The sequence below is a fragment of the Catellatospora sp. NPDC049609 genome (genome assembly GCF_040675365.1).
In the GTDB taxonomy this organism is placed as follows: Bacteria; Actinomycetota; Actinomycetes; order Mycobacteriales; family Micromonosporaceae; genus Catellatospora.
The window spans coordinates 24094-48897 of record NZ_JBFAOU010000030.1 but is presented as its reverse complement, the minus strand read 5'-3'; the positions used below and the strand labels follow the sequence as shown (position 1 = coordinate 48897).

Here is a 24804-nt window from a genome sequence, read left to right as displayed (position 1 = left end):
GCGGCGACACGCGGAGGCGCTCCGGTACGGTGATCTCCGTGGAGCTGCTGCACTCGGGCAAGGTCAGAGACGTCTACCGCGACGGCGCGGACATCATCCTGGTGGCGTCGGACCGGCTGTCCATCTACGACGTCATCCTGCCGACGCCGATCCCGGACAAGGGCCGGGTGCTGACCCAGCTCTCGCTGTGGTGGTTCGAGCAGCTCAAAGACATCGTGCCCAACCACGTCATCTCCGAGGACGTGCCTGCCGAGTTCGCCGGGCGCGCGGTGCGCTGCCGGGCGCTGACCATGGTGCCGGTGGAGTGCGTGGCCCGCGGCTACCTCACCGGCGGCGGGCTCAAGGAGTACCAGGCCGGCGGCACCGTGTCCGGCGTGGCGCTGCCGCCCGGCCTGACCGAGGCGTCGCGCCTGGCCGAGCCGGTGTTCACCCCGTCCACCAAGGCCCCGGTCGGCGAGAAGGACCAGCCGATGACGTACGCCGAGGTGGTCGACAAGGTCGGCGCCGACACCGCGGCGCAGCTGCGCGACATCACGCTCGCCGTGTACGCCCGCGGCCGCGACCTCGCCGCCGAGCGCGGCATCATCCTCGCCGACACGAAGATCGAGCTGGGCTGGGCCGCCGACGGCACGCTGGTGCTGGGCGACGAGGTGCTCACCCCGGACTCCTCGCGCTTCTGGCCCGCCGACGGGTACGCGCCCGGCCACGTGCAGCCCAGCTTCGACAAGCAGTTCGTGCGCGACTGGGCGGTCGGCCAGGGCTGGGACAAGACCGCCCCCGGCCCCGAGGTGCCCGAGGACATCGTCGCGGCCACGCGGGCCCGCTACATCGAGGCGTACGAGCGGCTCACCGGCCTGGCCTGGTCCTGACCCGACGGTCGTTGCCGGTGCCCCGGCGGCGGGGCTAACCTCGGCACATGGCCCGCGAAACGTACCTGGAGACCAGGCGGCGGCTCGGCCTGCCGGAGATCCCGCCGGAGCTGATGGACGAGTTCCGCGCCCAGCTCGAGCTGGAGGAGCAGCGGCGCGGCGATCCGGAGTGGATCGCCGAGCAGGAGGCCAACTACGAGGCCGTCATGGCGCAGCTGGCCCGGAAGGCCCGGTGAGGCCGCGCGGCCGCGTCGTCGACACCAGCGCGATCCGGCGGTACGCGGCCGCCGACAGCATGACGGTGAGCGCCGCGCTCGCCGGGCTGGAGGACCGCGGGTTCACCGCTGTCGTGCCCGCGCTGTGCCTGAGCGAGGCGTACTGGATGGCCGACCCGGGCGGCGAGGGCATGCTGGACATCCTCCGCACCCTGCCGCAGGTCGAGATCGTCGCGCTGGAGCCGGGCGACGCCCCGGCGGTGGGCGGGCTCGCCCGGTTCCTGGGCACCCTCGGTATGGCGCACGCCTGCCTGCTGGCCGCGGTGCTGCGGGTGCCGCTGATGACCGCCGAACCGGCGCTGGCCGGGAAGATCCTGGGTGCCGATCTCATCCGGGAAGTGTGAACCCGAGCGAGTTTTCGCTTTTCAGCCGATTTCTTCACATCGCGCCCATATCACGTTGATTATGTATTCATGCGTTATGTGATCGGCGTGTCGCTTCTGATGTCATCCGTCCTGCTAGCCGGTCCGGCTGCCGCGGAACCCGCTCCCGCGCCCTCCCCGGTCGCCGCGTTGCCTCCGGAGGTGCCCCCACCGATCCCACCCGCGGCACCGGCGGCCGCGCTCCCGCGTCGGGTCGTCTCGACCGACCCGGTGGACTGGACCCCGCACGTCACCGACGGCCGGGTCTGGGCGATGGCCCTGCTCGGCGACATCGTGGTCGTCGGCGGGGAGTTCACCACCACCACCGACGCGCTGCGCCGGGCGCCCGCCCGCCGCCGCAACCTGATGGCGTTCCGGCTGTCCGACGGGCAGATCACCCCGCTGGACGTGGACCTGAACGGGCCGGTGTACGCGCTGGCCCAGGCACCGGACGGGAGCCTGCTGGTGGGCGGCGACTTCACCGTGGTGAACGGCCGCGAGCGGCGCTCGCTGGCCCGGGTGGATCCGGTCACCGGAAGGGTGCACCGCAGCTTCTACGCACCGGTCGACGGCGACGTGCGAACGCTCGCCGTGCACGGCTCGGACCTGTACGTGGGCGGTTTCTACCGCTCGGTGCGCGGGCTGTCCCGGGCCGGGCTGGCCCGGCTGGACGCCATGTCCGGACAGCCTGACGAGGGCTTCGACCCCGGCCTGGCGCAGGGGGTGAACAACCGGCCCCGGGCCGAGGCGATGTCGCTGTCGCCGGACGGCTCCCGGCTGGTGGTGATCGGCAACTTCACCCGCGTCCAGGGGCGGAACCGGCAGCAGCTCGCGGAGTTCGACGTCACCGGGCCGCAGGCCGCGCTCACCGACTGGTCCACCGCGTTCTACGGCGCGGACCGCTGCGACTCGCGCTTCGACAGCTACGTGCGCGGCATCGACCACTCCCCGGACGGGGAATACTTCGTCGTCGTCACCACCGGCCACGACTCGGGCCCCGACCTGCCCTGCACCAGCGCGGCACGGTTCGAGACAGCCGGTCCGGGCGAGCACGCGCCGACCTGGATCAACCACACGGGAGGGCACTCCCTCTACGCCGTCGCCGCGACCGGGTCGGCCGTCTACGTCGGCGGCCACCAGCTCTGGCAGGACAACACGTATGGCCACAAGACGATGGGACCAGGCGCGGTGCGGCGCCCCGGCATCGCCGCGCTCGACCCGGCGACCGGCCGCGCGCTGGACTGGAACCCGACCCGCAGCCGGGGCGAGGGCGTACGCGCCTTCCTCGTCTCCCCGCAGGGCCTGCTGGTCGGCTCGGACACCGACGAGCTGGCCCGGGAGTATCACGCCCGCATCGGCCTGTTCCCACATCCGCCCGGCACGGCAGCGCCCTGACGCTGCGCACGGTGACGGCGCCGGCCCTCGCGTGGCCGACGCCGTCATCACACGTCACCGCGGTGCCGTGTGGCCCTAGGGCGCCTGCGGTCGCGGCGTGTGCTTGCCGCTGTGGTGGGGCTTGGGCGACTTGCTCTGGGACGGGCAGGGCGACGCCGACGGAGACGTCGACGGCGAGGTCGACGCCGAGGGCGATGTGGACGGAGACGTCGACGTCGAGGGCGATGTGGACGGAGAAGTCGAAGCGGATGGGGAGACCGACGTCGACGGCGAGACCGACGGCGGCGGGGACGACGGCACCGCGCCGGTGCCGCAGACGAACCAGTGGCTGATCTCGGGCACGTTGCCGCCCATGTTCAGCGGCGACTGCATGTCCTCGACGACCACCGGACCGACGAAGGGCCCGTCGTAGGCGTTCGCGTCCGAGCCGCCCTTGACCAGGATGCCCGAGGCCGTGAAGCCGTCGTTGATCGTCACGTCCAGGGTCGTGCCGTCCGCCGACACCTCACCGGTCCCGGCGTCGGTCGGCGGGGGCGGGTAGGACGCCTCTTCGTTCACCCCGAACAGCAGGGTTCCGGTGAACCCGGCCTCCTCGCACGTGGTCGGGTTGCCCTCGACGAAGCGCGGTTCCGGGGCCGGTACGAAACTTGCCGCTCCGGTGGCGGCGGCCGTGGTGATGCCGAAGCTCACCACCAGCCCGATGGCCAGCGCGCCCACCGACGCGAGGGCGCCTGCCCGCAGGGCCGCGTACTTCGAGCCGGGTTTGCCAGAGATCTCTTCGAGATGCTCCATGCATGCCTCCTGTCACGATAAGTAGCTGTTTAGCCACTTTGCGTAACTATTGATACCGGCAGCGCACGACGCAACCGCGACGCGCCCGGGTGGAGTCACTTTTCCGCAGTTCAGGGCTGGTCTGGCGGCCGCTGTCGCACCACGGCGCCCGGTCGCCGTTTCCGCGGTGCGGTCGCCGACCCAGCGGTCTGGTCGCGGAGCATCAGCCACCCGGACACAGGTGACGGCGCCGGCCCGCCGCTGCGGGGCCGGCGCCGTCACGATGAGGGGCGCGGCGCACCGACCGGGACCGTCCGCAGCGGCCTACCTGTCTCGGGGATGTGCACATCCTGAGACAGGTAGGCCGCTCGCCGTCACCTCTCGGCGGGCCGGACTGCCCTCAGCCGGGCGTCACCACGGGAACGCGGACATGATGTCGTCCCAGAGCGTGCCCAGCGAGGCAGCGCTCTGCCAGCCCGGCACGACCGGCCGCGAGTCGAAGCCGGCGTTCGGCGGCGGCTCGACCGGGTGCGGTCGGCCGGGCCGGGACGGCGGCTCCGGCGACGGGGTCACCGGCGGTTCCGGGGCCGCGGACGGAGCCACGGGCGGCTCCGGCGCGGCGGACGGGTCCACCGGGGCAACCGGCGGCTCGGGCGCGAAGGGGTCCACCGGAGCCACCGGCGGCTCCGGCGCGGAGGACGGGTCGGCCGACGGCTCCGGCGCGGCGGACGGGTCTGCCGGCGGTTCCGGTGCAGTGGACGGGTCGACCGGGGCCACGGGCGGCTCGGGTGCCGCCGACGGGTCCACCGGCGGCTCCGGCGGGGTGGAGGCGAAGGCGCCCGGCACCGGCGAGGCTGACGGGTCGGGCTCGGACGGCGGCGCCGACGGATCGGTGATCGGGCCGGCTGACGGCGACGCGGACGGGCCCGGCAGCGGGGCGCCCGACGGGGCCGGCTCCGGCGCCGTGGCGTCGGCAGGGCAGGTCTGGGTGAGCACGAACGACTCCGCGCTGCCCGAGATCTCGGCGGTCGCGTCGGTGAGCGTCCACCCCGCCGGCAGGGCGATCCACGCCCGGCTGGTCTCGTCGAGCACGATCGCGCCGCCCTCGTCCGGGATGAGCGCGGTGGCCTCGCCGCCGTCCGGCACGGCGAACGTGGCCTTCACGGAGAGGAAGTCACCGGTGACGAGGTGGTCGCCGGGCAGGTTGAACACCCACACGTCCTGCCCGGCCAGCGGGCCGCCGCCGAAGAGCGGGCTGCAGTCGCGGGTGGCGAACTCCGCGGCGGCGACGCCGGTGTCGCCGGGGTTGATACCGATGGGAGCGTTCGCCCAGGCCTTCGCCGTGGGCTGGGTCAGGCCGGCTGCCATCAGCGCCGCCCCGAAGACGAAGGCCGTCGCCCCGCAGGCGGTGAGGGATCGGGACCCCGGCCGGGTCGATGGGAACAAGAGACGTCGCATGCATACCTCCACTGAGCTCGACGCAGCCCAGTGACTACCCGACGTCACCTACCTCAAACCGGACTAATCGGGAAAACTTGGAGAATTGGGAGTTCAGTGCACTCCAGCCGCCCGGCCGGTGCTCCCGCGTACCACGAGCTCGGCCGCGGCGGGCACGGTGCGCCCGCCCGGCTCGTCGTCGAGCAGCAGCCGCATCGCCTGCGCCCCGATCTCCGACAGCTGCAGGCGCACCGTGGTCAGCGCCGGGGTGAGGTCCGTGGCGACCGGCAGGTCGTCGAAGCCCGCCACCGACACCTGCTCCGGCACCGGCCGGCCCAGCTCCCGCAGCGCGGCCAGCGCACCGGCCGCCATCAGGTCGTTCAGCGCGAAGATCGCGGTGATCGCGGGGTGCTCGCGCAGCAGCGTGTGCGCCGCCGCGCGGCCGCCCTCCCGGGTGAAGTCGGCGACGGCGACGTGCGGGCGGGCCACCACCGAGGTGAAGCCCGCCAGCCGCTGCGCCACCGTGGCCAGCCCGGCCGGGCCGGTGATCACGCCCACCTCGCGGTGGCCCAGGGCGACCAGGTGCTCGGCGATCACGCGGCCGCCGCCGTACTGGTCGGGCTGGACCGTGTCGATGCCGGTGCCGTGCGCGCCGATGGCGGCGACCCGCCCGCCGGAGTCGGCGAACGCCGCCACCTCCTCGGCGAACGGCTCGCTCACGAACGCCGAGCCCGCCAGCAGCACCGCCCGCGCCCGCTGCGCGCGCAGCCGGGCCAGGTAGTCGCGCTCCAGCCCCGGATCGCGGAAGGTGTTGGCCACCAGCACCATCAGATCGTGCTCACGGGCCACGCCCATCGCCCCGGCCGCGATCGCGGCGAAGTAGGGGTCGGCGATGTCGTGCACCAGCACCCCCACCACGGTGCTGCGCGAGCGGGCCAGCGACTGCGCCGGGGCGTGCGCGACGTAGCGCAGCTCGGTGGCGGCGGCGGTGACGCGTTCGGCCAGCGCCTCGGCGACCCTGCGCCCCCCGCTGCCGTGCAGCACCCGGGACGCGGTCGCCAGCGAGACACCGGCCGCGGTGGCGACCTGCTGCAGCGTGACCGCGCTGCCGGGGGTTCTGGTTGACGAGGTTCGAGGCATGGGCGTAGGGTACCGCCTCGACGGCGGAAAGCGCTTTCCACCTTCTACCCGATCCCCCTTGACGATGCGTCCCTCGCGCCGCGCATGCGGCCGGGCGGGCGCATCGATCGCACCGAAGTGGAGTGACGTGAACATGGACCGCAGATCAGTCGGCATCGTGATGAACGGTGTCACCGGCCGGATGGGCTACCGACAGCACCTGGTGCGGTCCATCCTCGCCATCCGCGAGCAGGGCGGCCTCACCCTCGCCGACGGCACCGTCGTCTGGCCGGAGCCGGTGCTCGTCGGCCGCAACGCGGCCAAGCTGGAGCAGCTCGCCGAGCAGCACGGGCTCACCCGGTACACCACCGACCTGGCCGCGGCGCTCGCCGACGAGAGCAACGAGATCTACTTCGACGCCCAGGTGACCACCGCGCGGGTGGCGGCGCTGCGCCAGGCCATCGCGGCCGGCAAGCACATCTACACCGAGAAGCCGACCGCCGAGACGCTGGAGGAGGCCGTCGCCCTGGCGAACGAGGCGAAGGCCGCCGGGATCAAGCACGGCGTGGTCGCCGACAAGCTCTACCTGCCGGGCCTGCTGAAGCTGCGCCGCCTGGTCGAGTCGGGCTTCTTCGGGCGCATCCTGTCCGTGCGGGTCGAGTTCGGCTACTGGGTGTTCGAGGGCGACTGGCAGGCCGCGCAGCGTCCGAGCTGGAACTACCGCACCGAGGACGGCGGCGGCATCATCCTCGACATGTTCCCGCACTGGCGCTACGTGCTCGACCACGTGATCGCGCCGGTCCGCTCGGTCTACGCGCAGGCCGCCACGCACATCCCGCAGCGCTGGGACGAGCGCGGCCAGGCCTACCCGGCCACCGCCGACGACGCGGCGTACGCCGTGCTGGAGCTGGAGGGCGGCATCATCGCCTCGGTCAACAGCTCGTGGACCACCCGCGTCGACCGCACCGAGCTGGTCACCTTCCACGTGGACGGCACCGAGGGCAGCGCCGTGGCCGGCCTGCGCAACTGCCGCGTCCAGCACCGGGCGAGCACCCCGAAGCCGGTGTGGAACCCGGACCTGCCGGTCAGCCACGACTTCCGCGACCAGTGGACCGAGGTGCCGGAGAACGACGTGTACGACAACGGCTTCAAGCGCCAGTGGGAGGAGTACCTGGCGCACGTGGTCGCCGACGCGCCGTACGGCCACGACCTGTACGCCGGTGCCCGCGGGGTGCAGCTGGCCGAGCTGGGCCTGCAGTCGGCGCGTGAGGGCCGCAAGATCCTGGTCGGTGACCTGTGACGGGCGAGCTCACCGCGGCCCGGCCGGCCGACAGCGGCCGGTCGCGCGTCTTCTACGCGGCCGCGCACGTGGTGGCCGACCCGGCCGCCGACAACGGCCCCGGCCGCCCGGCGGTCGTGGACTGGGACGCCACCATGGCGTTCCGGCACCACCTGTGGTCGCTGGGCCTGGGCATCGCCGACGCGATGGACACCGCGCAGCGCGGCATGGGCCTGGACTGGGCCGCCACCACCGAGCTGATCCGGCGCAGCGGCGCCGAGGCCAAGGCCGTCGGCGGCACCCTGGCCTGCGGCGCGGGCACCGACCAGCTCGCCCCGGGCGCGCACTCGCTGGCCGACATCGAGGCGGCGTACGCCGAGCAGCTCGACGTCGTGCAGCAGGCGGGCGCGAAGGTCATCCTGATGGCGTCGCGGGCGCTGGCCGCGGCGGCCGCGGGCCCGGCCGACTACCACGCCGTCTACGGCAAGCTGCTGGCGCAGGCCGACCAGCCGGTGATCCTGCACTGGCTGGGCGACATGTTCGACCCGGCGCTGGCCGGCTACTGGGGCGCGGCCGACCTGGACGCCGCCACCGAGAGCGCGCTGGAGCTGATCCACGCCAACGCCTCGAAGATCGACGGCATCAAGGTGTCACTGCTCGACGAGGCCCGCGAGGTCGCGATCCGGCGGCGGCTGCCTGCGGGTGTGCGTCTCTACACCGGAGACGACTTCAACTACCCGCAGCTCATCGCGGGCGACGAGGTCGGCTACTCGGACGCGCTGCTGGGCATCTTCGACGCCATCGCGGTCCCGGCCGCCAAGGCGCTGGCGGTGCTGGACACCGGCGACACCGCCGGGTTCCGCGCGATCCTCGACCCGACCGTGCCGCTGGCCAAGCACATCTTCGGCGCGCCGACGTACCACTACAAGACCGGCATCGTGTTCCTGGCCTGGCTCAACGGCCACCAGGAGCAGTTCCGGATGGTCGGCGGGCAGGAGACGTCGCGCTCCCGCGACCACCTGCTCGAACTGCACCGGCTGGCGGGTGAGGCGGGTGTGCTGGCCGACCCGGACCTGGCCGCGCACCGGCTGGCGCTGTACCTGGACGGCGCCGCATGAGGCTGTCGCTGAACACCGCCACGATCAAGAAGGCCACCCTGGAGCAGGCCGCCAGGCTCTGCGCCGAGCACGGCATCAGCGGCATCGGCCCGTGGCGCGACGTGGTCGAGGCCGCGGGCGGGGCGAAGGCGGCCCGGCAGCTGCTCGACGGGCACGGGCTGACCGTGACCAGCCTGTGCCGGGGCGGCTTCTTCACCACCGGCTCGGCCGAGGCGCTGGACGACAACCGGCGCGCCGTCGACGAGGCGGCCCAGCTCGGCACCTCCGAGCTGGTGCTGGTCGTCGGCGGCCTGGCCCCCGGCTCGAAGGACCTGCCCGCGGCCCGGGCGAACGTGGCCCGCGCCCTGGAGCAGCTCGTGCCGTACGCGAGCGGCCACGGCGTACGCCTGGCGATCGAGCCGCTGCACCCGATGTTCTGCGCCGACCGTGCGGTGGTCTCCACCCTCGGCCAGGCGCTGGACCTGGCCGAGCCGTTCGCCCCGCACGAGGTCGGCGTCGTCGTCGACACGTACCACGTGTGGTGGGACCCGCAGCTGTTCGACCAGATCGCACGCGCCGCCGGGCGGATCTCCGCCTACCAGGTCTGCGACTGGGTGGTGCCGCTGCCCGCGGACATGCTGCTCGGCCGCGGCCACGTCGGCGACGGCCACATCGACTTCGCCCCGATCACCGAGGCGGTGCTGCGGGCCGGCTACACCGGCCACGTCGAGGTCGAGATCTTCAACCAGTCCATCTGGGACACCGACCCGGCCGACACGGTCAAGACCGTCGTCGACCGCCATCTCACCCACCTCGGCCCCCTCTGACGAAAGAGCATGATCGCTGTTTCGGGGCAGAATCTGTGGTCTGACTGCAGTTTCTGACCCGAAACAGCGATCTTGGCCCCGGACAACCGGACCCCTGACGCTGGACGACACCCGTCCCGCGCAGCCAGCCCGCCGACCGAGGCCGGTCAGCGGAGGGACTCGCGGAACAGGGCGGCCCGCAGCCGGACCGAGGTCGGCACGGTCTTCTCCACCGTCCGGTGCCACTTCATCGCCGCACCGATCAGCAGGGCCGCGAACAGGACCCCCGCCAGCCCCGCACCGCAGCTGGCCCCGAGCTCGTTGTTCACGCCCCAGGCGGCCTCGGGCGGCGCGGCCGGGTCCCGCCACAGCCACCGGCCGAGCGCGGCTCCCCCGATCAGCACCTGCGGGGTGAGCAGGAACAGGTTCAGCCCGAGCAGCACGCCGCCGTACCGCAGGCTCCGGCGCAGCGCGCCCGCCAGCCACCACCCCGGCACCAGCCCGAGCAGCAGCCCACCGAGGGCGAACCAGCCGACCCGCGACGGCTCGCCCCGCACCACGCTCATCACGAGCGACGGCCCCTCGATGTCGTTGTACCAGCTCCGGTACTCGTCGACGGCCACCAGGTGCCAGCCGTCCCGGTACGCCGTCACCGTCCACGCGTCGCCGCCGACCTGCCACCCGGCGGCGCCCAGCCGGTGCCGCGCGGCGGCGATCACGTCCTCCTCCACCGCCGCCTCGGGCAGGGCGTAGGAGACCCGCACGGCACCGGCGAGGTAGCGCTCGTCCGTGCCGACCAGCCAGAGCGCCGGGTCGCCCGCCCTGTCGTACTCGTACCCGAACAGCTCGTCGTCGCGGCGGACCGCGGCCGCGGTCAGGTCGCCCGCAGCGTCCTGGGTGAGCCCCACCGCGACCTGGTCGGACGGCAGCGGCGGCGCCCCGCGCCAGCCCAGCCAGGCGCCGGCCTGCAGCCCCATCGCGCCGATGGTCAGCGCCGTCCACAGCGCCAGCCCGGCCGGGCCGATCCTCGCCCGCAGTCCCCGCATGTGGGCGAACGCTAGAGGATCTTCAGCGGACCCGCATCGGCCGAACGCCCATGATCAAAGCGGGGATCAGGCCGTGCCGGTCGCGGCGATGGTGCCGTCCGGAGTGGCCAGGTACACCGGGATGCCGGTGGTCACGTCGCTCACGGCGGCCAGGTCCGACGCGTCGACCACGGACGCCTCGGTCACCACGAGCGCCGCCTCCAGCGTGCTCGCGCCCGCCGCGACCGCCGACGCCACCGCCAGCCGCAGCGCCGACACCGAGAACGAGGGCAGGTTCACGCTGACCCCGGTGTACGTGCGGCCGTCGCCGTCGCGCACCGCGGCGCCCTCGATCGCGCCGATCCGGGCACGGGCCGAGCGGGCCATGGTGAGCAGCTTGCGGTCCTCGGCGGAGACGGTCTCCGCGGCGAGCTCAGACATCGGCCATGTGCCTTTCCTGGGAGGTCGTTTCGTCGGCGGGCACGTCTCGGGTGACCAGCACCGTGTCGATGTGGTTGCGGCGGCCGGTGGTGCCCTCGGCGACCAGGGTCAGCCCGCCCACCGACACCCGCGCGCCCGGGATGGGCACCCGGCCCAGCGCCTGAGCCAGCAGGCCGGCGACGGTCTCCACCTCGTCGGCGGGCAGCTCGACGTCGAACAGCTCGCCCAGGTCCTCGACGGGCAGCCGGCCGGTCACCCGCACCGCGCCGTCGTCGAGGCGCTCGACCGGCGGGCGCTCCACGTCGTACTCGTCGGTGATCTCACCGACGATCTCCTCGAGGATGTCCTCGATCGTGATCAGGCCGGCGGTGCCGCCGTACTCGTCGATGACGATGGCGAGGTGGGTGCGGGCCGCCTGCATCTCCGACAGCAGGTCGTCGACGGGCTTGAACTCCGGTACGAACGAGGCCACCCGCATCAGGTGCGCGACCGGCGTGTCCGCGCCGCCCTCCTGCACCTGGCGGGCGAGATCCTTCAGGTACACCACGCCCAGCACGTCGTCGACGGACTCGCCGATGACCGGCACCCGGGAGAAGCCGGAGCGCAGCGCCAGCGCCAGCGCCTGCTCGGACGCCTTGGTCGACTCGACCCACACCATCTCGGTGCGCGGCACCATCACCTCGCGGGCGATGGTGTCGCCCAGCGCGAACACGGAGTGGATCATCTCGCGCTCGCCGTGCTCCACCACGCCGCGCTGCTCCGCCAGGTCGACCAGCTCGCGCAGCTCCACCTGGGTGCTGGCGAACGGCCCCTCACGGAAGCCCTTGCCGGGGGTGACCGCGTTGCCGATGACGATGAGCAGGCTGGCCAGCGGGCCGAGCACCCGGCCCAGCCAGCGCAGCACGGGGGCGGTGTAGCGGCCCACCTCGTACGCGTGCTGGCGGCCGATCGTGCGCGGGGCGACGCCCACCACGACGAAGCTGGTGACGGTCATCGCGCCCGCGGTGACCAGCGCCGCGGTCCAGCCCGGCCCGAACGTGTCCACCGCGACCAGCGCCACGAGCGTGGTGGCGGTGAGCTCGCTCAGCAGCCGCAGCAGCAGGAGCAGGTTGATGTGGCGTACCGCGTCGGAGGCCACCGCCTGCAGCGCGGCCGCGCCGCGCAGCCCCTCCCGGGCCAGCTCCGCCGCGCGGGCGGGCGAGATCACGGCCAGGGCCGACTCGGCCATCGCGAACAGGCCCGCGAGCACCACCAGACCGGCTGCCGACCAGAGCAGCGACGCGTCGGGCAGGCCGCCCAGCTCGCTCACCGCACTGCCCCGTCGGACGCCCGTGGGCGGTCGTCGGCGGTCCACCGTTCGGGGGGACCACCGGGAGGCTCCAGCGGAGCCGGGACGGTATGGGCAGGGTTCATGATCCGCTCGCCCCGCCTGCCGCCCGCGCCTGCCAGCTCTCCAGGAGTTTGCCCTGCAGGGCGAACATCTCCCGCTCCTCCTCCGGCTCGGCGTGGTCGTAGCCGAGCAGATGCAGCACGCCGTGGATGGTGAGCATGCTCAGCTCGTCCGCGGTGCTGTAGTCACCGTGCAGCCCGGAAGCGGGCGCCTCCGGCACGTTATCACCGGTCCGCATGCGGGGATCGGCGCTCCCGTAGCGAGCGGCCTGGGAGGCGGCCACCTCCGGGCACAGCACGATGTCACCGAGCAGCGAGGGCTGCCCGCCGGAGGACTCCGACGGGCCGTGGTCGATCGTGTCCTCGTCCATCGGGAAGGCCAGCACGTCCGTGGGGCCGTCCTTGTCCATCCAGCGGTGGTTCAGCTCCGCCATGTAGTCGGAGTCGACCAGCAGCACCGACAGCTCGGCGAGCGGGTTCACCCCCATCTGGACCAGGGCGTGCCGGGCCACCGCGACGATGGCGTCGGCGTCGACGTCGAACCCGGACTCGTTGGCGATCTCGATAGACACTCTTCATTCCCTCGCGTCAGCGGCGTCGCCCGGCACCGCGTCGCGGCACCGGATGAACGTTCGCCGGAAGCGTCTCACGCTGCTGGGTCTCGTCCCACTTGGCGTACGCGTCCACGATCTCGCCGACCAGCCGGTGGCGCACGACGTCGGCACTGGTCAGCCGCGAGAAGTGCACGTCCTCCAGGCCGTCCAGGATCTCCTGCACGACACGCAGGCCGCTGCGCTGGTCACCCGGCAGGTCGACCTGCGTCACGTCACCGGTGACCACGACCTTGGAGTTGAAGCCCAGCCGGGTCAGGAACATCTTCATCTGCTCGGGCGTGGTGTTCTGGGCCTCGTCCAGGATGATGAAGGCGTCGTTGAGGGTCCGGCCGCGCATGTACGCCAGCGGAGCCACCTCGATCGTGCCCTGCGTCATCAGGCGCGGGATCGACTCGGGGTCCATCATGTCGTGCAGCGCGTCGTAGAGCGGGCGCAGGTAGGGGTCGATCTTCTCGTTCAGGGTGCCGGGCAGGAAGCCCAGCCGCTCCCCCGCCTCGACCGCGGGCCGGGTCAGGATGATCCGGGTGACCTGCTTGGCCTGCAGCGCCTGGACCGCCTTGGCCATGGCCAGGTAGGTCTTGCCGGTGCCGGCCGGGCCGATGCCGAAGACGATGGTGTTCGCGTCGATCGCGTCCACGTACTTCTTCTGGCCCAGGGTCTTGGGGCGGATGGTGCGCCCGCGACGGGAGAGGATGTTGAGGGTGAGCACCTCGGCAGGCCGCTCGGTGGTGCCCTCATCGGTCAGCATGCCGACGGTGCGTCGGACGGCGTCCTCGGTCAGCGTCTCGCCCTTCTCGATCAGCTCCAGCAGCTCACCGAAGACGCGCTCGGCAAGCGCGTTCTCGGCCGCCGGGCCGGTGATGGTGATCTCGTTGCCCCGGACCAGGATGTCGCTGGACAGGGCCTTCTCGATGAGCTTGAGCACGCGGTCGCCGGTGCCCAGCAACTGGACCATGACACTCGGGTCAGGCACGGTGATCTTCGTCTGCACCGCGTTCGGAGAGGAACCAACGCTCATAATTCGGCCGACCGGCCTTCCGCCACCCGCTCTCTAATCCCCGCCGGCCGGCTCCGGTCGCCCGCCGCTTGCCCCCATCGTAGTCGCGGACACCGACTTCGCCGCCAGTGGTTATGGCGCGCCGTCCGCCGGACCCGCTCCTGCTGAGGGCGTCATACCCCGCCGGCCACGCGGCGACACCCGCCGATCCCCGCCCCGTCCGCACTCCCCGGCGCCGATCTTGCGCGAACTGTTGCCCATTCGCCCGGATCGCGCGTGTCGTACCCACAGCCCGCGCAAGATCGCCGCCGACGGGGGGGTAGCGGGGTCAGGGGTGGCTGGCCCAGATGCCGTCGAAGGTCTCCTGGCGGCGGGTGAAGCGGTAGGTGGCCCAGTGGAGGCGGATCACCTGGCCGGTGTCGTCGCGGGTCAGGCGCAGGCGCTCGCCGACCTCGCGGCCCGAGACGGTACGCAGCACGTCCGGCTCGCCGGGCAGCGGTGCGAACACCGCCGGGGGCGCGTCGGCCGGGTCGTCCGCGCCGCGGGCGGTGAGGGCGCCGTCGGACCAGCGGAACACGTACTCGAAGCCCTCGCCCCACCAGCGGCCCAGCACGCCGCGCAGGTGCTCGGGGGCGGCCTGCCCGGGCGTCCACGGTGCGATGTCCACCGGGTCGGCGGCCAGCGACTCCTCGATCAGGCGGTGCGGCAGGTCGATGATCGCGTCGGCGGTGCCCGAGGAGGCCAGCACCGCCGCGGACAGACCGCCGGGGTTGCCGGGGCCGCCGTGGCGGCCGCACGCCGCGGCCAGGAAGCCGGGCATCGCGCCGTTGTGGCCCACGTGCAAGGCCCGGCCCTCGCGCGGCCACAGCATCAGGCCCAGGCCCCAGCCGGAGCCCCAGACGGCGTCGTTGCGCGGGGTCAGCGGCCAGCGCGCCTCCTCCAGCGTGGCGGCGGCCAGCACCTCCCCGGCCGGGTCCACCGAGGCCGGGTCGGCCAGGAACGCAGCCCAGCGCGCCTGGTCGGCGGCGGTGCTCCACAGCTGCGCCGCCGGGGCCACCGCACCGAAGTCGGTCGGCGGCTCGGGGCGGGCGTGGTCGGAGTACTCGTCGACGAGGTAGCCGGTCGCGGCGTGCGCGGGCACGGCGTACGTCGTCGCGGACAGCCCCAGCGGGCGGCAGATGCGCTCGTCGACCAGCTCCCACCAGGTGCCGCCGAGCCGCTGCGCGGCGAGGTGGCCGAGCAGGGCGAAGCCGAGGTTGGAGTAGTGGAAGCGGCGCGCCGGCGGGTGGATCGCCTCGGTGCGGGCCAGGTCGTCGAGCAGGCCGGGCAGGTCCGGCGGGGTGAGCGTGTCCCACACGTCGCCGACCGGCTCGCGCTGCAGCCCGGCGGTGTGCGACAGCAGCCGCCGGATGGTCAGCCCGCCGTGGGCGGGCACCTTGAGGTGCGCGTCGATCGGGTCGTCGAGGTCGAGCAGCCCGGCGTCGCGGCACTGCAGCACCAGCACGGCGGTGAAGGTCTTGGTGATGGAGCCGATCCGGAACGGGGTGTCCGCGCTCAGCGCGGCCGCCGGGTTGCCCGAGCCGCCGACCTGGAACGTCCACACCGGACGGTCGTCGCGCCGCAGCGCCACGCTGAGCGCGGGCACGCGGGCCTCCGCCTGCACCGCGCGGACCAGGCGTTCGAGAGAGCGGTTCACATCAGCCACGCGGGGCAGACTACCCGGTGAGCTCACCGTCCATCGCCACGCCGCCGAGCAGGTGGGCGTGCGCGTGGAACACGGTCTGGCCGACCAGCGCGCCGGTGTTGAAGATCACCCGGAACCCGTCGCCCAGGATGCCCTCCGCCGCCGCCACGTCCGCGACGGTCGCCAGCACCTCGCCGGCGAGCGCGGGGTCGTCCATGGCCAGGGTGGCCACGTCCGCGTAGTGCTCCTTGGGGATGACCAGCACGTGCGTGGGCGCCTTGGGTGCGATGTCGCGGAAGGCCAGCGTGTTCGACGTCTCGCGGACGATGATCGCGGGGATCTCGCCCGCCACGATGCGGCAGAACAGACACTCGGGTTCGGTCACGAGACAGATCGTAGGCTGACCGGTATGCCACTGCCGAGAAGAGTGTTGGTGACCGGTGCGTCGCGCGGCGTCGGCCGGGCGGTGGCCGCCGCGTTCGCCGCGCACGGCGACCGCGTCGCGATCCACCACCGCGACTCCGCCGACCACGCCGCGTCGCTGCTGGCCTCCCTGCCCGGTCAAGGGCATGCGGTGGTACGCGCCGACCTGGCCGACCCGGACGCCACCGCCGCCATGGTCGACGCCGCGGCGCAGGCGCTGGGCGGGATCGACGTGCTGGTCAACAACGCCGGGCAGGCATACCCGCACCCGATCACCGGGGTCTCCTACGACGAGTGGCGCGAGACGTGGGCACGCACCCTCGCGGTGAACCTGACCGGCCCGGCCAACGTGACGTACTGCGCGGTGCGGCACATGCTGGCCCGCCCAGCCGGGGCACCGCCCGCCCGGATCGTCAACGTCGGCTCCCGGGGCGCCTACCGCGGCGAGCCCGGCCAGCCGGCGTACGGCGCCGCCAAGGCGGGCCTGCACGCGATGGGCCAGTCGCTGGCGGTCGCGCTCGCCCCGTACGGCATCGCCGTCGCCACGGTCGCGCCCGGCTACGTGCTGCAGGACGAGTCCAACGCGTCGTACAAAGTCCCGCGCGGCGAGCAGCACGCCTCGCAGAGCCCGTTCGGCCGCGTCGCCCGCCCCGACGAGATCGCCGCCGCCGTCCTCTGGCTGGCCGACCCCGCCGCCGAGTGGGCCTCCGGCGCCGTCCTCGACCTCAACGGCGCCTCCCACCTCCGCTGACCCCGCCAAGATCGCCCGACTTGCCAGGCACCTGTGCGTATCTTGAGCGCCCATTCGCCCATGTGCCAGGCAACTCGAACGATCAAGGCCGGCGGGCGGCAGGTCACCAGCGGGAGAGGCGGGTGGCCAGGACGGACAGGGCCGCCACGCCGGCGGTGGAGGTGCGCAGGACGGTGTCGCCGAGGCGGACCGGGCGGGCGCCGGCGGCGGTGAACGCGGCCAGCTCCGCGTCGTCGATGCCGCCTTCGGGGCCTACGACCAGCACGATCTCGCCCGATGTGGGCAGCTCGACCTGGGACAGCCGGTCGGTGGCCTCCTCGTGCAGCACGTAGGCGGCGTCCGCCGCGCCGAGCCGCTGCGCGAGCTGCTTGGTGGACAGGTCCGGGTCGCCGCCCACGGTCGGCAGCCAGCTGCGCCGGGCCTGCTTGGCCGCCTCGCGGGCGACGGCGGCCCACTTGTCGCGCGCCTTGGCGCCCCGGTCGCCGCGCCACTGCGCCACGCTGCGTGCCGCGGCCCAGGGCAGGATCTCGTCGACGCCGACCTCGGTCATCGCCTGCACCGCCAGCTCGCCCCGGTCGCCCTTGGCGATGCCCTGGGCGACGGTGAGGCGCGGGTCGGGCGCGCGGGCGTACCGCCGCTCGGTGACCACCACGTCGAGACTGCCCTTGCCGACGGTCTGCACCGTCGCGGAGGCCACCCCGCCCCGGCCGTCGGCGAGCAGCAGCGCCTCACCGGCCCGCAGCCGCTGCACGGTGGCGGCGTGATGCCCCTCGGGGCCGTCCAGGGTGAAGGTGTCCCCGCCCGGCAGCGAGTCCACGAGAAACAGCGGCGCGCTCACGGCCACACCCTCCAATGGTGATCATGAACCTGTGGCCACGACCTGCCGTCGAGCCGTGCCACAAGTTCATGATCAACGCGGAAAAAGACGGTCAGTGGCCGTTGAAGGCGTCGCGGACGCGGGAGAAGAAGCCGCCCTGCTTGGAGAGCTCGGCGACCTCCTCGCCGCGGGCGCGGGCGAACTCGCGGAGCATGCGCTCCTGCTCGCCGTCCAGGCGGGTGGGCGTGCGGACGTCGAGGTGCACGAAGAGGTCGCCGCGGCCGCTGCCGCGCAGGTGCGGCACGCCCTTGCCGCGGATGCGCAGGGTCGAGTTCGGCTGGGTGCCGGGCTTGACCTCCAGCTGCTCCTCGGAGTCGAGGGTCTTGATGGTGAGGCGGGTGCCGAGGGCGGCGGCGGTCATCGGGACGGTGACCTTGCAGTGCAGGTCGTCGCCCTTGCGGGCGTACACGTCGTGCGGGCGCTCGTGGATCTCCACGTAGAGGTCGCCGGACGGGCCGCCGCCCGGGCCGACCTCGCCCTGGCCGGCCAGGCGGATGCGCATGCCGTCCTCGACGCCGGCCGGGATCTTCACGGTCAGGCTGCGGCGGGTGCGCACCCGGCCGTCGCCGGCGCAGGTCGGGCAGGGGTGCGGCAGGGTGGTGCCGAAGCCCTGGCAGGCGGCGCAGGGGCGCGACGACACGACCTGGCCCAGGAAGGTGCGCTGCACCGACTGCACCTCGCCGCGGCCGCCGCACATGTCGCAGGTCTTCGGCTGGGTGCCCGCGGCGGTGCCGGCGCCGGAGCAGGTGGTGCAGAGCACCGCGGTGTCCACGGTGATCGGCGCCTCGACCCCGAACGCGGTCTCGAACAGGTCCAGGTCCAGCCGCAGGATCGCGTCGGCGCCGGGCCGGGTGCGCGGGCGCGGGCCGCGCGAGCCGCTGCCGCCGAAGAAGGCGTCCATGATGTCCTGGAAGCCCACGAACGGGCCTCCGGCGCCGCCGCCCGCACCGCCACCGCCGCCGCCGGGCGCGAGCGGGTCGCCGCCCAGGTCGACGATGCGCCGCTTCTGGTCGTCGGAGAGGACCTCGTACGCGTTGTTGATGTCCTTGAACTTCTCCGCCGCGGCCGGGTCCGGGTTGACGTCCGGGTGGTACTGACGGGCCAGCTTGCGGTAGGCCCGCTTGATGTCGTCGGCGTCGGCGTCCTTGGGAACGCCGAGAATGCCGTAGTAGTCCTTGGCCACGCTGTCCTCAAGCCTCAGTTCATCGACAACAGGTTCATCAACGGTCAGATCAGTGCTGCGCCAGCATCTCGCCGAGGTAACGCGCGACCGCGCGTACGGTGGCGATGGTGCCGGGGTAGTCCATGCGGGTCGGGCCGACGACGCCCATCCCGCCCACGACGGTCGCGCCCGGGCCGTAGCCCGTGCTGACCACCGAGGTGCTGCGGAGGTCCACGACCTCGTTCTCGTCGCCGATGCGCACCCGGGCCGACCCCGCCTTCACCTCGTCGAAGAGCTTCAGCAGGATGACCTCCTCCTCGAGCGCCTCGAGGATGGGGCGCAGCGCGCCGGTGGACAGGTCCAGCGGACCCATCCGGGCCAGGTTCGACGTGCCGGCCAGGGCGATGCGCTCCTCGTGCCGCTCGACGAGCGTCTCCAGCAGGACGCTGACCAGCGTGCTCATGGTTGCCTTCGCCTGCGGCTCGGCCCGCTCCACCAGGCCCTGCACCAGCGGCGGGGTGTCCACCAGCTTCACCCCGGCCAGCGTCGCGTTGAGCACGCGGCGCAGGTCGGTGATCTCCTCCGGGTCGACCGGGCCGGGCAGCTCCACGACCCGCTGCTCGACGCGGCCGGTGTCGGTGATCATGACCAGCAGCAGCCGGGTGGTGGAGACCGGGACCAGTTCGAGATGGCGTACGGCGGAGCGGGTCAGGCTCGGGTACTGCACGACGGCGACCTGGCGGGTCAGCTGCGCGAGCAGCCGGACCGCGCGGTGCACCACGTCGTCGAGGTCGACGGCGCCGACCAGGAAGCGCTCGATCGCCCGGCGCTCGGCCGGGGAGAGCGGCTTGACCCGCGACAGCCGGTCGACGAAGAGCCGGTAGCCCCGGTCGGTCGGCACCCGGCCGGCCGAGGTGTGCGGCTGGCGGATGTAGCCCTCGTCCTCCAGCACGGCCATGTCGTTGCGGACCGTGGCCGGCGAGACGCCGAGCGCGTGCCGCTCGACCAGCGCCTTGCTGCCGACCGGCTCCTGCGTCGCGACGTAGTCCTCGACGATGGCGCGCAGCACCTCGAGCTTGCGGTCGTCCAGACCCATACGCACCTCCCGCTGGCACTCGTCGCTACGGAGTGCCAGTCTACGTGGGCCGTCACCCGGACGGCATAGGCGTGGTGACCGGTCCGACATTCCGCCGGACCGGACAGTGATCCCAGACGTCTCCCCGGCGGACGTGACGGTCAAACTCGGCCGGACGGGCAGTGGAATGTCGCCTATCGGTCATGAGCGTTGACTAGCGCCGATTGATCCACACCCCTAGCCTGTCGGGCATGAGTGAACCCACCCCGCCCGGCTCCGCCCCCGAGCCGCCCGGCTACTCGGCGCCGCAGCCGCCGTCGTCGCCGTCCTACGAGCCGCCGGCCTCGGCAGCGCCGCCGCCGTCGGCCCCCTCGTCCGTCCCGCCCTCGGCTCCCGGCGGTTACCTGCCGCCGCCCGCCGGTGGTCCGGCCCCGGTCGGCTACGCCAACGCCGACGACAAGACCTGGGCCCTGATCGCGCACTTCGGCGGCATCGTGGTCGGCTTCCTCGCCCCGCTGGTCGCCATGCTGGTCAAGGGCAACGAGTCGCCGACCGTCAAGGCGCACGCGGTCGAGGCGCTGAACTTCCAGATCACCGCGACGATCGCCTACGTGGTGACCTTCATCCTCAGCGTGTGCAGCCTCGGCTTCCTGTTCTTCCTGCCGTTCATCGTGTGGATCCTGGTCATCATCTTCTGCGTGCTCGCCGGCATGAAGGCCAATGAGGGCCAGCTCTACCGCTACCCCGGCACGCTTCGCCTGATCAAGTAAGACCCGGCCTCACCAGGCCAACAGCGAGTGGACCACCGCGTCCGCGAGGAGACGGCCGCGCAGCGTCAGCGCCGCGCGGCCGTCCGCGTACGCGGCCTGCGCCAGCAGCCCGTCCGCGAGCGCCCGCGCCGCCGCCGCGCGCCCGTCCGGGCTCAGCACGTCCAGCGGCAGGCCCTCGGCCAGGCGCAGCCGGAGCAGGACGTCCTCGGTGTGGCGCTGCTCACCGGTGAGCACCTCCCGGCCCAGCCCCGGGGACAGGCCCTCGGCCAGGCGGGCCGCGTACCGGCCGGGGTGCTTGACGTTCCACCAGCGCACCCCGCCGACGTGGCTGTGCGCCCCCGGGCCGAGGCCCCACCAGTCGCCGCCGCGCCAGTAGAGCAGGTTGTGCGCGCACCGCGCGGCCTCGTCGGCCGCCCAGTTGGACACCTCGTACCAGCTCAGCCCGGCCGCGCTCAGCGCCGCCTCGGCCGCCAGGTAGCGGTCGGCGGCGGTGTCGTCGTCGGGGGCGGCGATCTCCCCGCGCCGGATCCGGGCCGCCAGCCGGGTGCCGTCCTCCACGATCAGGGCGTACGCGCTGACATGGTCCACCCCCGCGCCGGTCACCGCGGCCAGCGAGGCGGCGAAGTCGTCCTCGGTCTCCCCCGGCGTGCCGTAGATCAGGTCGAGGTTGACGTGCTCGAACCCGGCCTCGCGCGCCTCGGTCGCGGCCTGCGGTGCCCGCCCGGCGGTGTGCTGCCGGTCCAGGATCCGCAGCACGCCCGGCGCGGCCGACTGCATGCCCAGCGAGATCCGGGTGAAGCCGGCCGCGCGCAGCTCGCGCAGCTTCGCCGGGTCGACGGATTCCGGGTTGGCCTCGGTGGTCACCTCGGCGCCGGGCGCCAGGCCCCAGGCGGCGTCGACCGCCTCCAGCATCCGGCCGAGCTGGGCCGGGCGCAGCAGGGTCGGCGTGCCGCCGCCGACGAACACGGTGTCCACCCGCGGCGGCGCGGGCAGCAGCTTCGCGGCCAGCGCCAGCTCGGCGAGCACCGCCTCGACGTACCCCTCGGTGTCGGCGCCGCCCAGCTCCGACGCGGTGTAGGTGTTGAAGTCGCAGTACCCGCAGCGGCTCGCGCAGAACGGGACGTGCAGGTACACGCCGAAGCCACGGCCGCCGACGTCGGTCAGCGCGGAATCGGGAAGGGCGCCGTCGTCGGGGACGGGTTCGCCGTCGGGGAGCTGTGCCACGGCTCTAGTCTGCCCTCATGTCCTCACCTGACTCACCTCTCGTCCGGGTCACCCACGCCCGCGGCGTAACCACCATCACGCTGGACAGCCCGCACAACCGCAACGCGCTGTCCCACCGGCTGATGACCGAGCTGCTGGCGGCGCTGGCCGGGGCGGCCGGCGACGACCGGGTGCGCGTGATCGTGCTGGACCACACCGGCCCGGTGTTCTGCTCCGGCGCCGACCTGGCCGAGACGGCCGCCGCGGCGAAGTCGGGGCAGATGCCCGCCGCGCTGCTGGGCGACGTGCTGGGCGCGGTGGCCCGGTCGCCGAAGCCGGTGGTGGCCGTGGTGCGGGGCCCGGCGCGCGCCGGGGGCCTGGGGCTGATCGCCGCGGCCGACCTCGCGGTGTGCGCGACGGCGGCGACCTTCGCCTTCACCGAGGTGCGCCTGGGCGTGGTGCCCGCGCTGATCTCCTCGACCGTGCTGCCCCGGCTGGCGCCGCGGGCCGCGGCCGAGCTCTACCTGACCGGCGACGTCTTCGACGGCGCCCGCGCCGCCGCGGTCGGCCTGGTCACCGCGACCGCCCCCGCCGACGACCTGGACGCGGTGGTCGGGCGCTGGTGCGACAGCCTGGTGCGCGGCGCGCCGGCCTCGCTGGCGACCACGAAGGAGCTGCTGCGCCGCCGGCCCGAGCCGGAGCTGGACGCGGAGCTGGCGTACCTGTCGGATATCTCGCTGCGCTTCTTCGGCTCCGCCGAGGGTCGCGAAGGAGTCGCCGCATTCCGGGAGAAACGGGATGCCGCCTGGGTTCCGGCGTCCGACGAGGACGGTGCCGCGGTGGCCGGCACGCCGTAAGGTGGCGGGAGCGGACGTGGCTCGCCCCGGTCGGCGGACCTCGCGGTCCCGCCCCGCTGGACGCCAGACCGAGTGGAGGAGGTCGCCGTGAAGGGCCGGCAGGTGCTGACCGTTCTGGTGATCCTCGTCGTGGTGTTCGGCGTCGGCGGCTACCTGGCCCGCGAGCAGTTCGAGGGCGGCCTGCGGCTGCCCAGCCTGGGCGCGCCGGAGTGCGTGGCCCGCGCCGGCGGCGAGGTGCGCCTGGACCCGGAGCAGATGGCCAACGCCGCCACGATCGCCGCCGTCGGCATCGCCCGCAACGTGCCCGACCGCGCGGTGGTGGTGGCGCTGGCCACCGCGCTGCAGGAGTCCAAGCTGCGCAACCTGGAGCACCTCGGCGAGGGCAACGACCACGACTCGGTCGGGCTGTTCCAGCAGCGGCCCAGCCAGGGCTGGGGCACCACCAAGCAGATCATGGACCCGCGGTACTCAGCGAAGCGGTTCTACACCAGCCTGCTGAAGATCAAGGGCTGGGAGCGGCTGCGGGTCACCGACGCGGCGCAGCGCGTGCAGCGCTCGGCGTACCCGGAGGCCTACGAGAAGTGGGCCGAGGAGGCGACCGTGCTGGCCTCGGTGCTGACCGGCCAGCAGGCGAACGGTGTGACATGCGACACACGGCCCGCCGAGGGCGGCGAGCTGACGCCGGGCGGGCTGGCCGAGCGGATGAAGCTCGACTTCGGCGCCAAGGCCAAGGGCGTCACCGCGGTGGGCACCGAGCTGCGCATACCGGCTAAATCGGCCAAGGCGGGCTGGCAGTTCGCGCACTGGCTCGTGGCGCACGCGCCTGCCGCGGGGGTGAGCCGGGTGACCTTCGCGGACCGGCAGTGGTCCGCCCGTGACGGCTCGTGGTCGGGTGCCGAGAAAGTGGCCGAACAGGTGGTGGCCGAGGTCGTCAAGGGCGAGTAACCCTGATGGCAGGCCGGTCGGCGAACCCCCGCGCGACACAGTCGGGCGCGAAGGCGAGTTAGTATCGGCTCTCGTTCGCGAAGTTGGCTCACCCCGGCACGCCACCCCCAAGTCGCGCGCCCCGGTCCACCTTCGTCTGCCCATGTCTGGAAGGACGCAAGGGGAGGATATGACCATCACCTCTCAGGAGCCGGCGACGGACTACGCGCCGCTCACCGACGCCGAGCGCAGGGAATTCCACGAGCGCGGGTATCTGCACCTGCCCGGCGTGGTGAGCGAGGACCGCGTGGCCGAGCTGCAGGCCGAGGCCGACCGCCTCTACGCCGAGCACCAGGCCGTCGGCCACCTCGACAAGACCGGCTCGCTGCACCTGCTGGGTGCCGTCAGCCACAGCCTCGCCTTCGCGCGGATGCTGGACTACGGTCCGACCTTCCGCTACATCTGGGGCCTGGCCGGCTGGAACATCTACTCCCAGCACAACCACCTCGACGTCAACCCGCCCTACGAGGAGGACGAGACCCCGCGCTGGGAGTGGCACCAGGACGGCTGGCGCCAGAACTCCGACGCGGAGTACTACGAGCCCTTCTACGGCAACATCCCGCGCCCGATGCTGTCGCTGAAGGTCGCCATCGTGCTGAGCGACATCTCGGAGCCCGGCCGTGGCCAGACGCTGTGCATCCCCGGTTCGCACCTGAACAACAGCATGCACCGGCCGACGGACCCGGCGGAGATCGCCAAGGGCCCGGAGGGCGCGGTGCCGTGGCTGGCCAAGCCCGGTGACGCGTTCATCTTCGACCGGCGCCTGTGGCACTCGCGTTCGCGCAACCGGTCGCAGTTCACCCGCAAGATGCTCTTCATGAGCTACACCTACCGCTGGATCCGCCCGGTCGACGACATGCCGATCGACCGCGACTCGGCGTGGTACGCCGCGCTCACCCCGGTGCAGCGCCAGCTCGTCGGCGAGGCGTTCGGCAACCTGAAGGTGCAGAACATGTGGGGCGTCGGCGAGGGCGGCTGGATCGACGACACGATCCCGCTGCGCGCCGAGCTCAAGGAGCGCGGCCTGCTGGACCGCTCGGTCCCGTGGCTGCGCTGAGACCTACCGAGCCCGCTCCGGCGGGCTGCTGACGACGAGGCCCGGACCGCCTGGCGGTCCGGGCCTCGTCGTGTACGACGGACAA

At 73.2% G+C, this 24804-nt stretch carries 26 protein-coding genes; 12 read left to right on the top strand and 14 right to left on the bottom strand.

The features are described 5' to 3' along the window. Positions 1 to 38 precede the first annotated feature (38 nt). The 4 genes from AB0J67_RS11930 to AB0J67_RS11915 all read left to right on the top strand — a co-directional run bounded on the left by AB0J67_RS11930 (position 39) and on the right by AB0J67_RS11915 (position 2901). The gene (locus AB0J67_RS11930; RefSeq protein ID WP_363480072.1) at positions 39 to 869 is read left to right on the top strand and encodes a phosphoribosylaminoimidazolesuccinocarboxamide synthase; all 831 of its coding nucleotides are present in this window, start codon (positions 39 to 41) and stop codon (positions 867 to 869) included. A gap of 47 nt (positions 870 to 916) precedes the next feature. Next, positions 917 to 1105, top strand: coding sequence for a hypothetical protein (locus AB0J67_RS11925; RefSeq protein ID WP_363480069.1), 189 nt, complete (start codon positions 917 to 919; stop codon positions 1103 to 1105). Beyond that, complete coding sequence (locus tag AB0J67_RS11920) at positions 1102 to 1488, top strand: hypothetical protein (protein ID WP_363480066.1); 387 nt, start codon at positions 1102 to 1104, stop codon at positions 1486 to 1488. Before AB0J67_RS11925 ends, AB0J67_RS11920 begins: the two co-directional genes overlap by 4 nt. A gap of 180 nt (positions 1489 to 1668) precedes the next feature. After that, positions 1669 to 2901 carry a delta-60 repeat domain-containing protein gene (locus AB0J67_RS11915; protein WP_363480063.1) on the top strand — a complete coding sequence of 411 codons (1233 nt, stop codon included), beginning with the start codon at positions 1669 to 1671 and terminating at the stop codon, positions 2899 to 2901. 75 nt (positions 2902 to 2976) lie between these two features. On the opposite strand, the gene AB0J67_RS11910 is transcribed toward AB0J67_RS11915, so the two are convergent. The 3 genes from AB0J67_RS11910 to AB0J67_RS11900 all read right to left on the bottom strand — a co-directional run bounded on the left by AB0J67_RS11910 (position 2977) and on the right by AB0J67_RS11900 (position 6249). After that, the gene (locus AB0J67_RS11910) at positions 2977 to 3693 is read right to left on the bottom strand and encodes a hypothetical protein (protein ID WP_363480060.1); all 717 of its coding nucleotides are present in this window, start codon (positions 3691 to 3693) and stop codon (positions 2977 to 2979) included. Positions 3694 to 4083: 390 nt separating this feature from the next. Continuing rightward, the gene (locus AB0J67_RS11905; protein ID WP_363480057.1) at positions 4084 to 5130 is read right to left on the bottom strand and encodes a hypothetical protein; all 1047 of its coding nucleotides are present in this window, start codon (positions 5128 to 5130) and stop codon (positions 4084 to 4086) included. Positions 5131 to 5223: 93 nt separating this feature from the next. Further along, positions 5224 to 6249: a LacI family DNA-binding transcriptional regulator gene (locus tag AB0J67_RS11900; protein WP_363480054.1), complete on the bottom strand. Its 1026-nt coding sequence runs from the start codon at positions 6247 to 6249 to the stop codon at positions 5224 to 5226. Between the two features lie 133 nt (positions 6250 to 6382). Here AB0J67_RS11900 and AB0J67_RS11895 point away from each other — a divergent pair, with 133 nt between their 5' ends. From AB0J67_RS11895 to AB0J67_RS11885, 3 genes are read left to right on the top strand one after another with little or no spacing between them, the layout of a single operon-like run. Next, entirely contained in the window at positions 6383 to 7528 is a 1146-nt protein-coding gene (locus AB0J67_RS11895; protein ID WP_363480051.1) for a Gfo/Idh/MocA family oxidoreductase, read from the top strand. Next, on the top strand, positions 7525 to 8625 hold the full coding sequence (locus tag AB0J67_RS11890) for a dihydrodipicolinate synthase family protein (protein WP_363480048.1): 1101 nt from the start codon (positions 7525 to 7527) through the stop codon (positions 8623 to 8625). The genes AB0J67_RS11895 and AB0J67_RS11890 overlap by 4 nt, the downstream gene beginning before the upstream one ends. After that, a complete protein-coding gene (locus tag AB0J67_RS11885) occupies positions 8622 to 9431 on the top strand; it encodes a sugar phosphate isomerase/epimerase (protein ID WP_363480045.1) in 810 nt (269 codons plus the stop codon). The genes AB0J67_RS11890 and AB0J67_RS11885 overlap by 4 nt, the downstream gene beginning before the upstream one ends. Before the next feature lie 146 nt (positions 9432 to 9577). Here AB0J67_RS11885 and AB0J67_RS11880 read toward each other — a convergent pair whose 3' ends face one another. The 7 genes from AB0J67_RS11880 to AB0J67_RS11850 form a co-directional block, all read right to left on the bottom strand. Next, complete coding sequence (locus tag AB0J67_RS11880) at positions 9578 to 10456, bottom strand: hypothetical protein (protein WP_363480042.1); 879 nt, start codon at positions 10454 to 10456, stop codon at positions 9578 to 9580. Between the two features lie 66 nt (positions 10457 to 10522). Then, complete coding sequence (locus AB0J67_RS11875) at positions 10523 to 10876, bottom strand: cytidine deaminase (protein ID WP_363480039.1); 354 nt, start codon at positions 10874 to 10876, stop codon at positions 10523 to 10525. Beyond that, positions 10869 to 12185, bottom strand: coding sequence for a hemolysin family protein (locus AB0J67_RS11870; RefSeq protein WP_363480036.1), 1317 nt, complete (start codon positions 12183 to 12185; stop codon positions 10869 to 10871). The genes AB0J67_RS11875 and AB0J67_RS11870 overlap by 8 nt, the downstream gene beginning before the upstream one ends. Before the next feature lie 100 nt (positions 12186 to 12285). Continuing rightward, positions 12286 to 12837 carry an rRNA maturation RNase YbeY gene (gene ybeY, locus AB0J67_RS11865; protein WP_363480033.1) on the bottom strand — a complete coding sequence of 184 codons (552 nt, stop codon included), beginning with the start codon at positions 12835 to 12837 and terminating at the stop codon, positions 12286 to 12288. Between the two features lie 16 nt (positions 12838 to 12853). Next, positions 12854 to 13897 carry a PhoH family protein gene (locus AB0J67_RS11860; RefSeq protein WP_363480030.1) on the bottom strand — a complete coding sequence of 348 codons (1044 nt, stop codon included), beginning with the start codon at positions 13895 to 13897 and terminating at the stop codon, positions 12854 to 12856. Positions 13898 to 14204: 307 nt separating this feature from the next. Beyond that, entirely contained in the window at positions 14205 to 15581 is a 1377-nt protein-coding gene (locus AB0J67_RS11855) for a serine hydrolase domain-containing protein (protein ID WP_363480027.1), read from the bottom strand. A 10-nt stretch (positions 15582 to 15591) separates the two neighbouring features. After that, complete coding sequence (locus AB0J67_RS11850) at positions 15592 to 15945, bottom strand: histidine triad nucleotide-binding protein (protein WP_363480024.1); 354 nt, start codon at positions 15943 to 15945, stop codon at positions 15592 to 15594. A 48-nt stretch (positions 15946 to 15993) separates the two neighbouring features. Here AB0J67_RS11850 and AB0J67_RS11845 point away from each other — a divergent pair, with 48 nt between their 5' ends. Then, positions 15994 to 16734 (top strand): SDR family oxidoreductase, encoded by a 741-nt coding sequence (locus tag AB0J67_RS11845; RefSeq protein ID WP_363480021.1) that lies wholly within the window; start codon positions 15994 to 15996, stop codon positions 16732 to 16734. A gap of 103 nt (positions 16735 to 16837) precedes the next feature. Here the strand turns inward: AB0J67_RS11845 and AB0J67_RS11840 are convergent, their stop codons facing one another. From AB0J67_RS11840 to hrcA, 3 genes are all read right to left on the bottom strand, one after another. Further along, on the bottom strand, positions 16838 to 17572 hold the full coding sequence (locus AB0J67_RS11840; RefSeq protein WP_363480018.1) for a 16S rRNA (uracil(1498)-N(3))-methyltransferase: 735 nt from the start codon (positions 17570 to 17572) through the stop codon (positions 16838 to 16840). 91 nt (positions 17573 to 17663) lie between these two features. Then, positions 17664 to 18794 carry a molecular chaperone DnaJ gene (gene dnaJ / locus AB0J67_RS11835; RefSeq protein ID WP_363480015.1) on the bottom strand — a complete coding sequence of 377 codons (1131 nt, stop codon included), beginning with the start codon at positions 18792 to 18794 and terminating at the stop codon, positions 17664 to 17666. Between the two features lie 49 nt (positions 18795 to 18843). Further along, positions 18844 to 19869, bottom strand: a complete 1026-nt coding sequence (gene hrcA / locus AB0J67_RS11830; RefSeq protein WP_363480012.1) for a heat-inducible transcriptional repressor HrcA — start codon at positions 19867 to 19869, stop codon at positions 18844 to 18846. A gap of 230 nt (positions 19870 to 20099) precedes the next feature. Between hrcA and AB0J67_RS11825 the strand changes: the two genes are divergently transcribed. Beyond that, positions 20100 to 20618 carry a DUF4870 domain-containing protein gene (locus AB0J67_RS11825; protein ID WP_363480009.1) on the top strand — a complete coding sequence of 173 codons (519 nt, stop codon included), beginning with the start codon at positions 20100 to 20102 and terminating at the stop codon, positions 20616 to 20618. A gap of 9 nt (positions 20619 to 20627) precedes the next feature. Here the strand turns inward: AB0J67_RS11825 and hemW are convergent, their stop codons facing one another. Then, entirely contained in the window at positions 20628 to 21842 is a 1215-nt protein-coding gene (gene hemW, locus AB0J67_RS11820; protein WP_363480006.1) for a radical SAM family heme chaperone HemW, read from the bottom strand. A 17-nt stretch (positions 21843 to 21859) separates the two neighbouring features. On the opposite strand from hemW, the gene AB0J67_RS11815 reads away from it, so the two are divergent. The 3 genes from AB0J67_RS11815 to AB0J67_RS11805 all read left to right on the top strand — a co-directional run bounded on the left by AB0J67_RS11815 (position 21860) and on the right by AB0J67_RS11805 (position 24719). Next, positions 21860 to 22678, top strand: coding sequence for an enoyl-CoA hydratase-related protein (locus AB0J67_RS11815; RefSeq protein WP_363480003.1), 819 nt, complete (start codon positions 21860 to 21862; stop codon positions 22676 to 22678). Positions 22679 to 22765: 87 nt separating this feature from the next. After that, entirely contained in the window at positions 22766 to 23623 is an 858-nt protein-coding gene (locus tag AB0J67_RS11810) for a hypothetical protein (protein WP_363480000.1), read from the top strand. Between the two features lie 169 nt (positions 23624 to 23792). After that, the gene (locus AB0J67_RS11805; protein WP_363479997.1) at positions 23793 to 24719 is read left to right on the top strand and encodes a phytanoyl-CoA dioxygenase family protein; all 927 of its coding nucleotides are present in this window, start codon (positions 23793 to 23795) and stop codon (positions 24717 to 24719) included. The last annotated feature ends 85 nt before the right edge of the window (positions 24720 to 24804 follow it).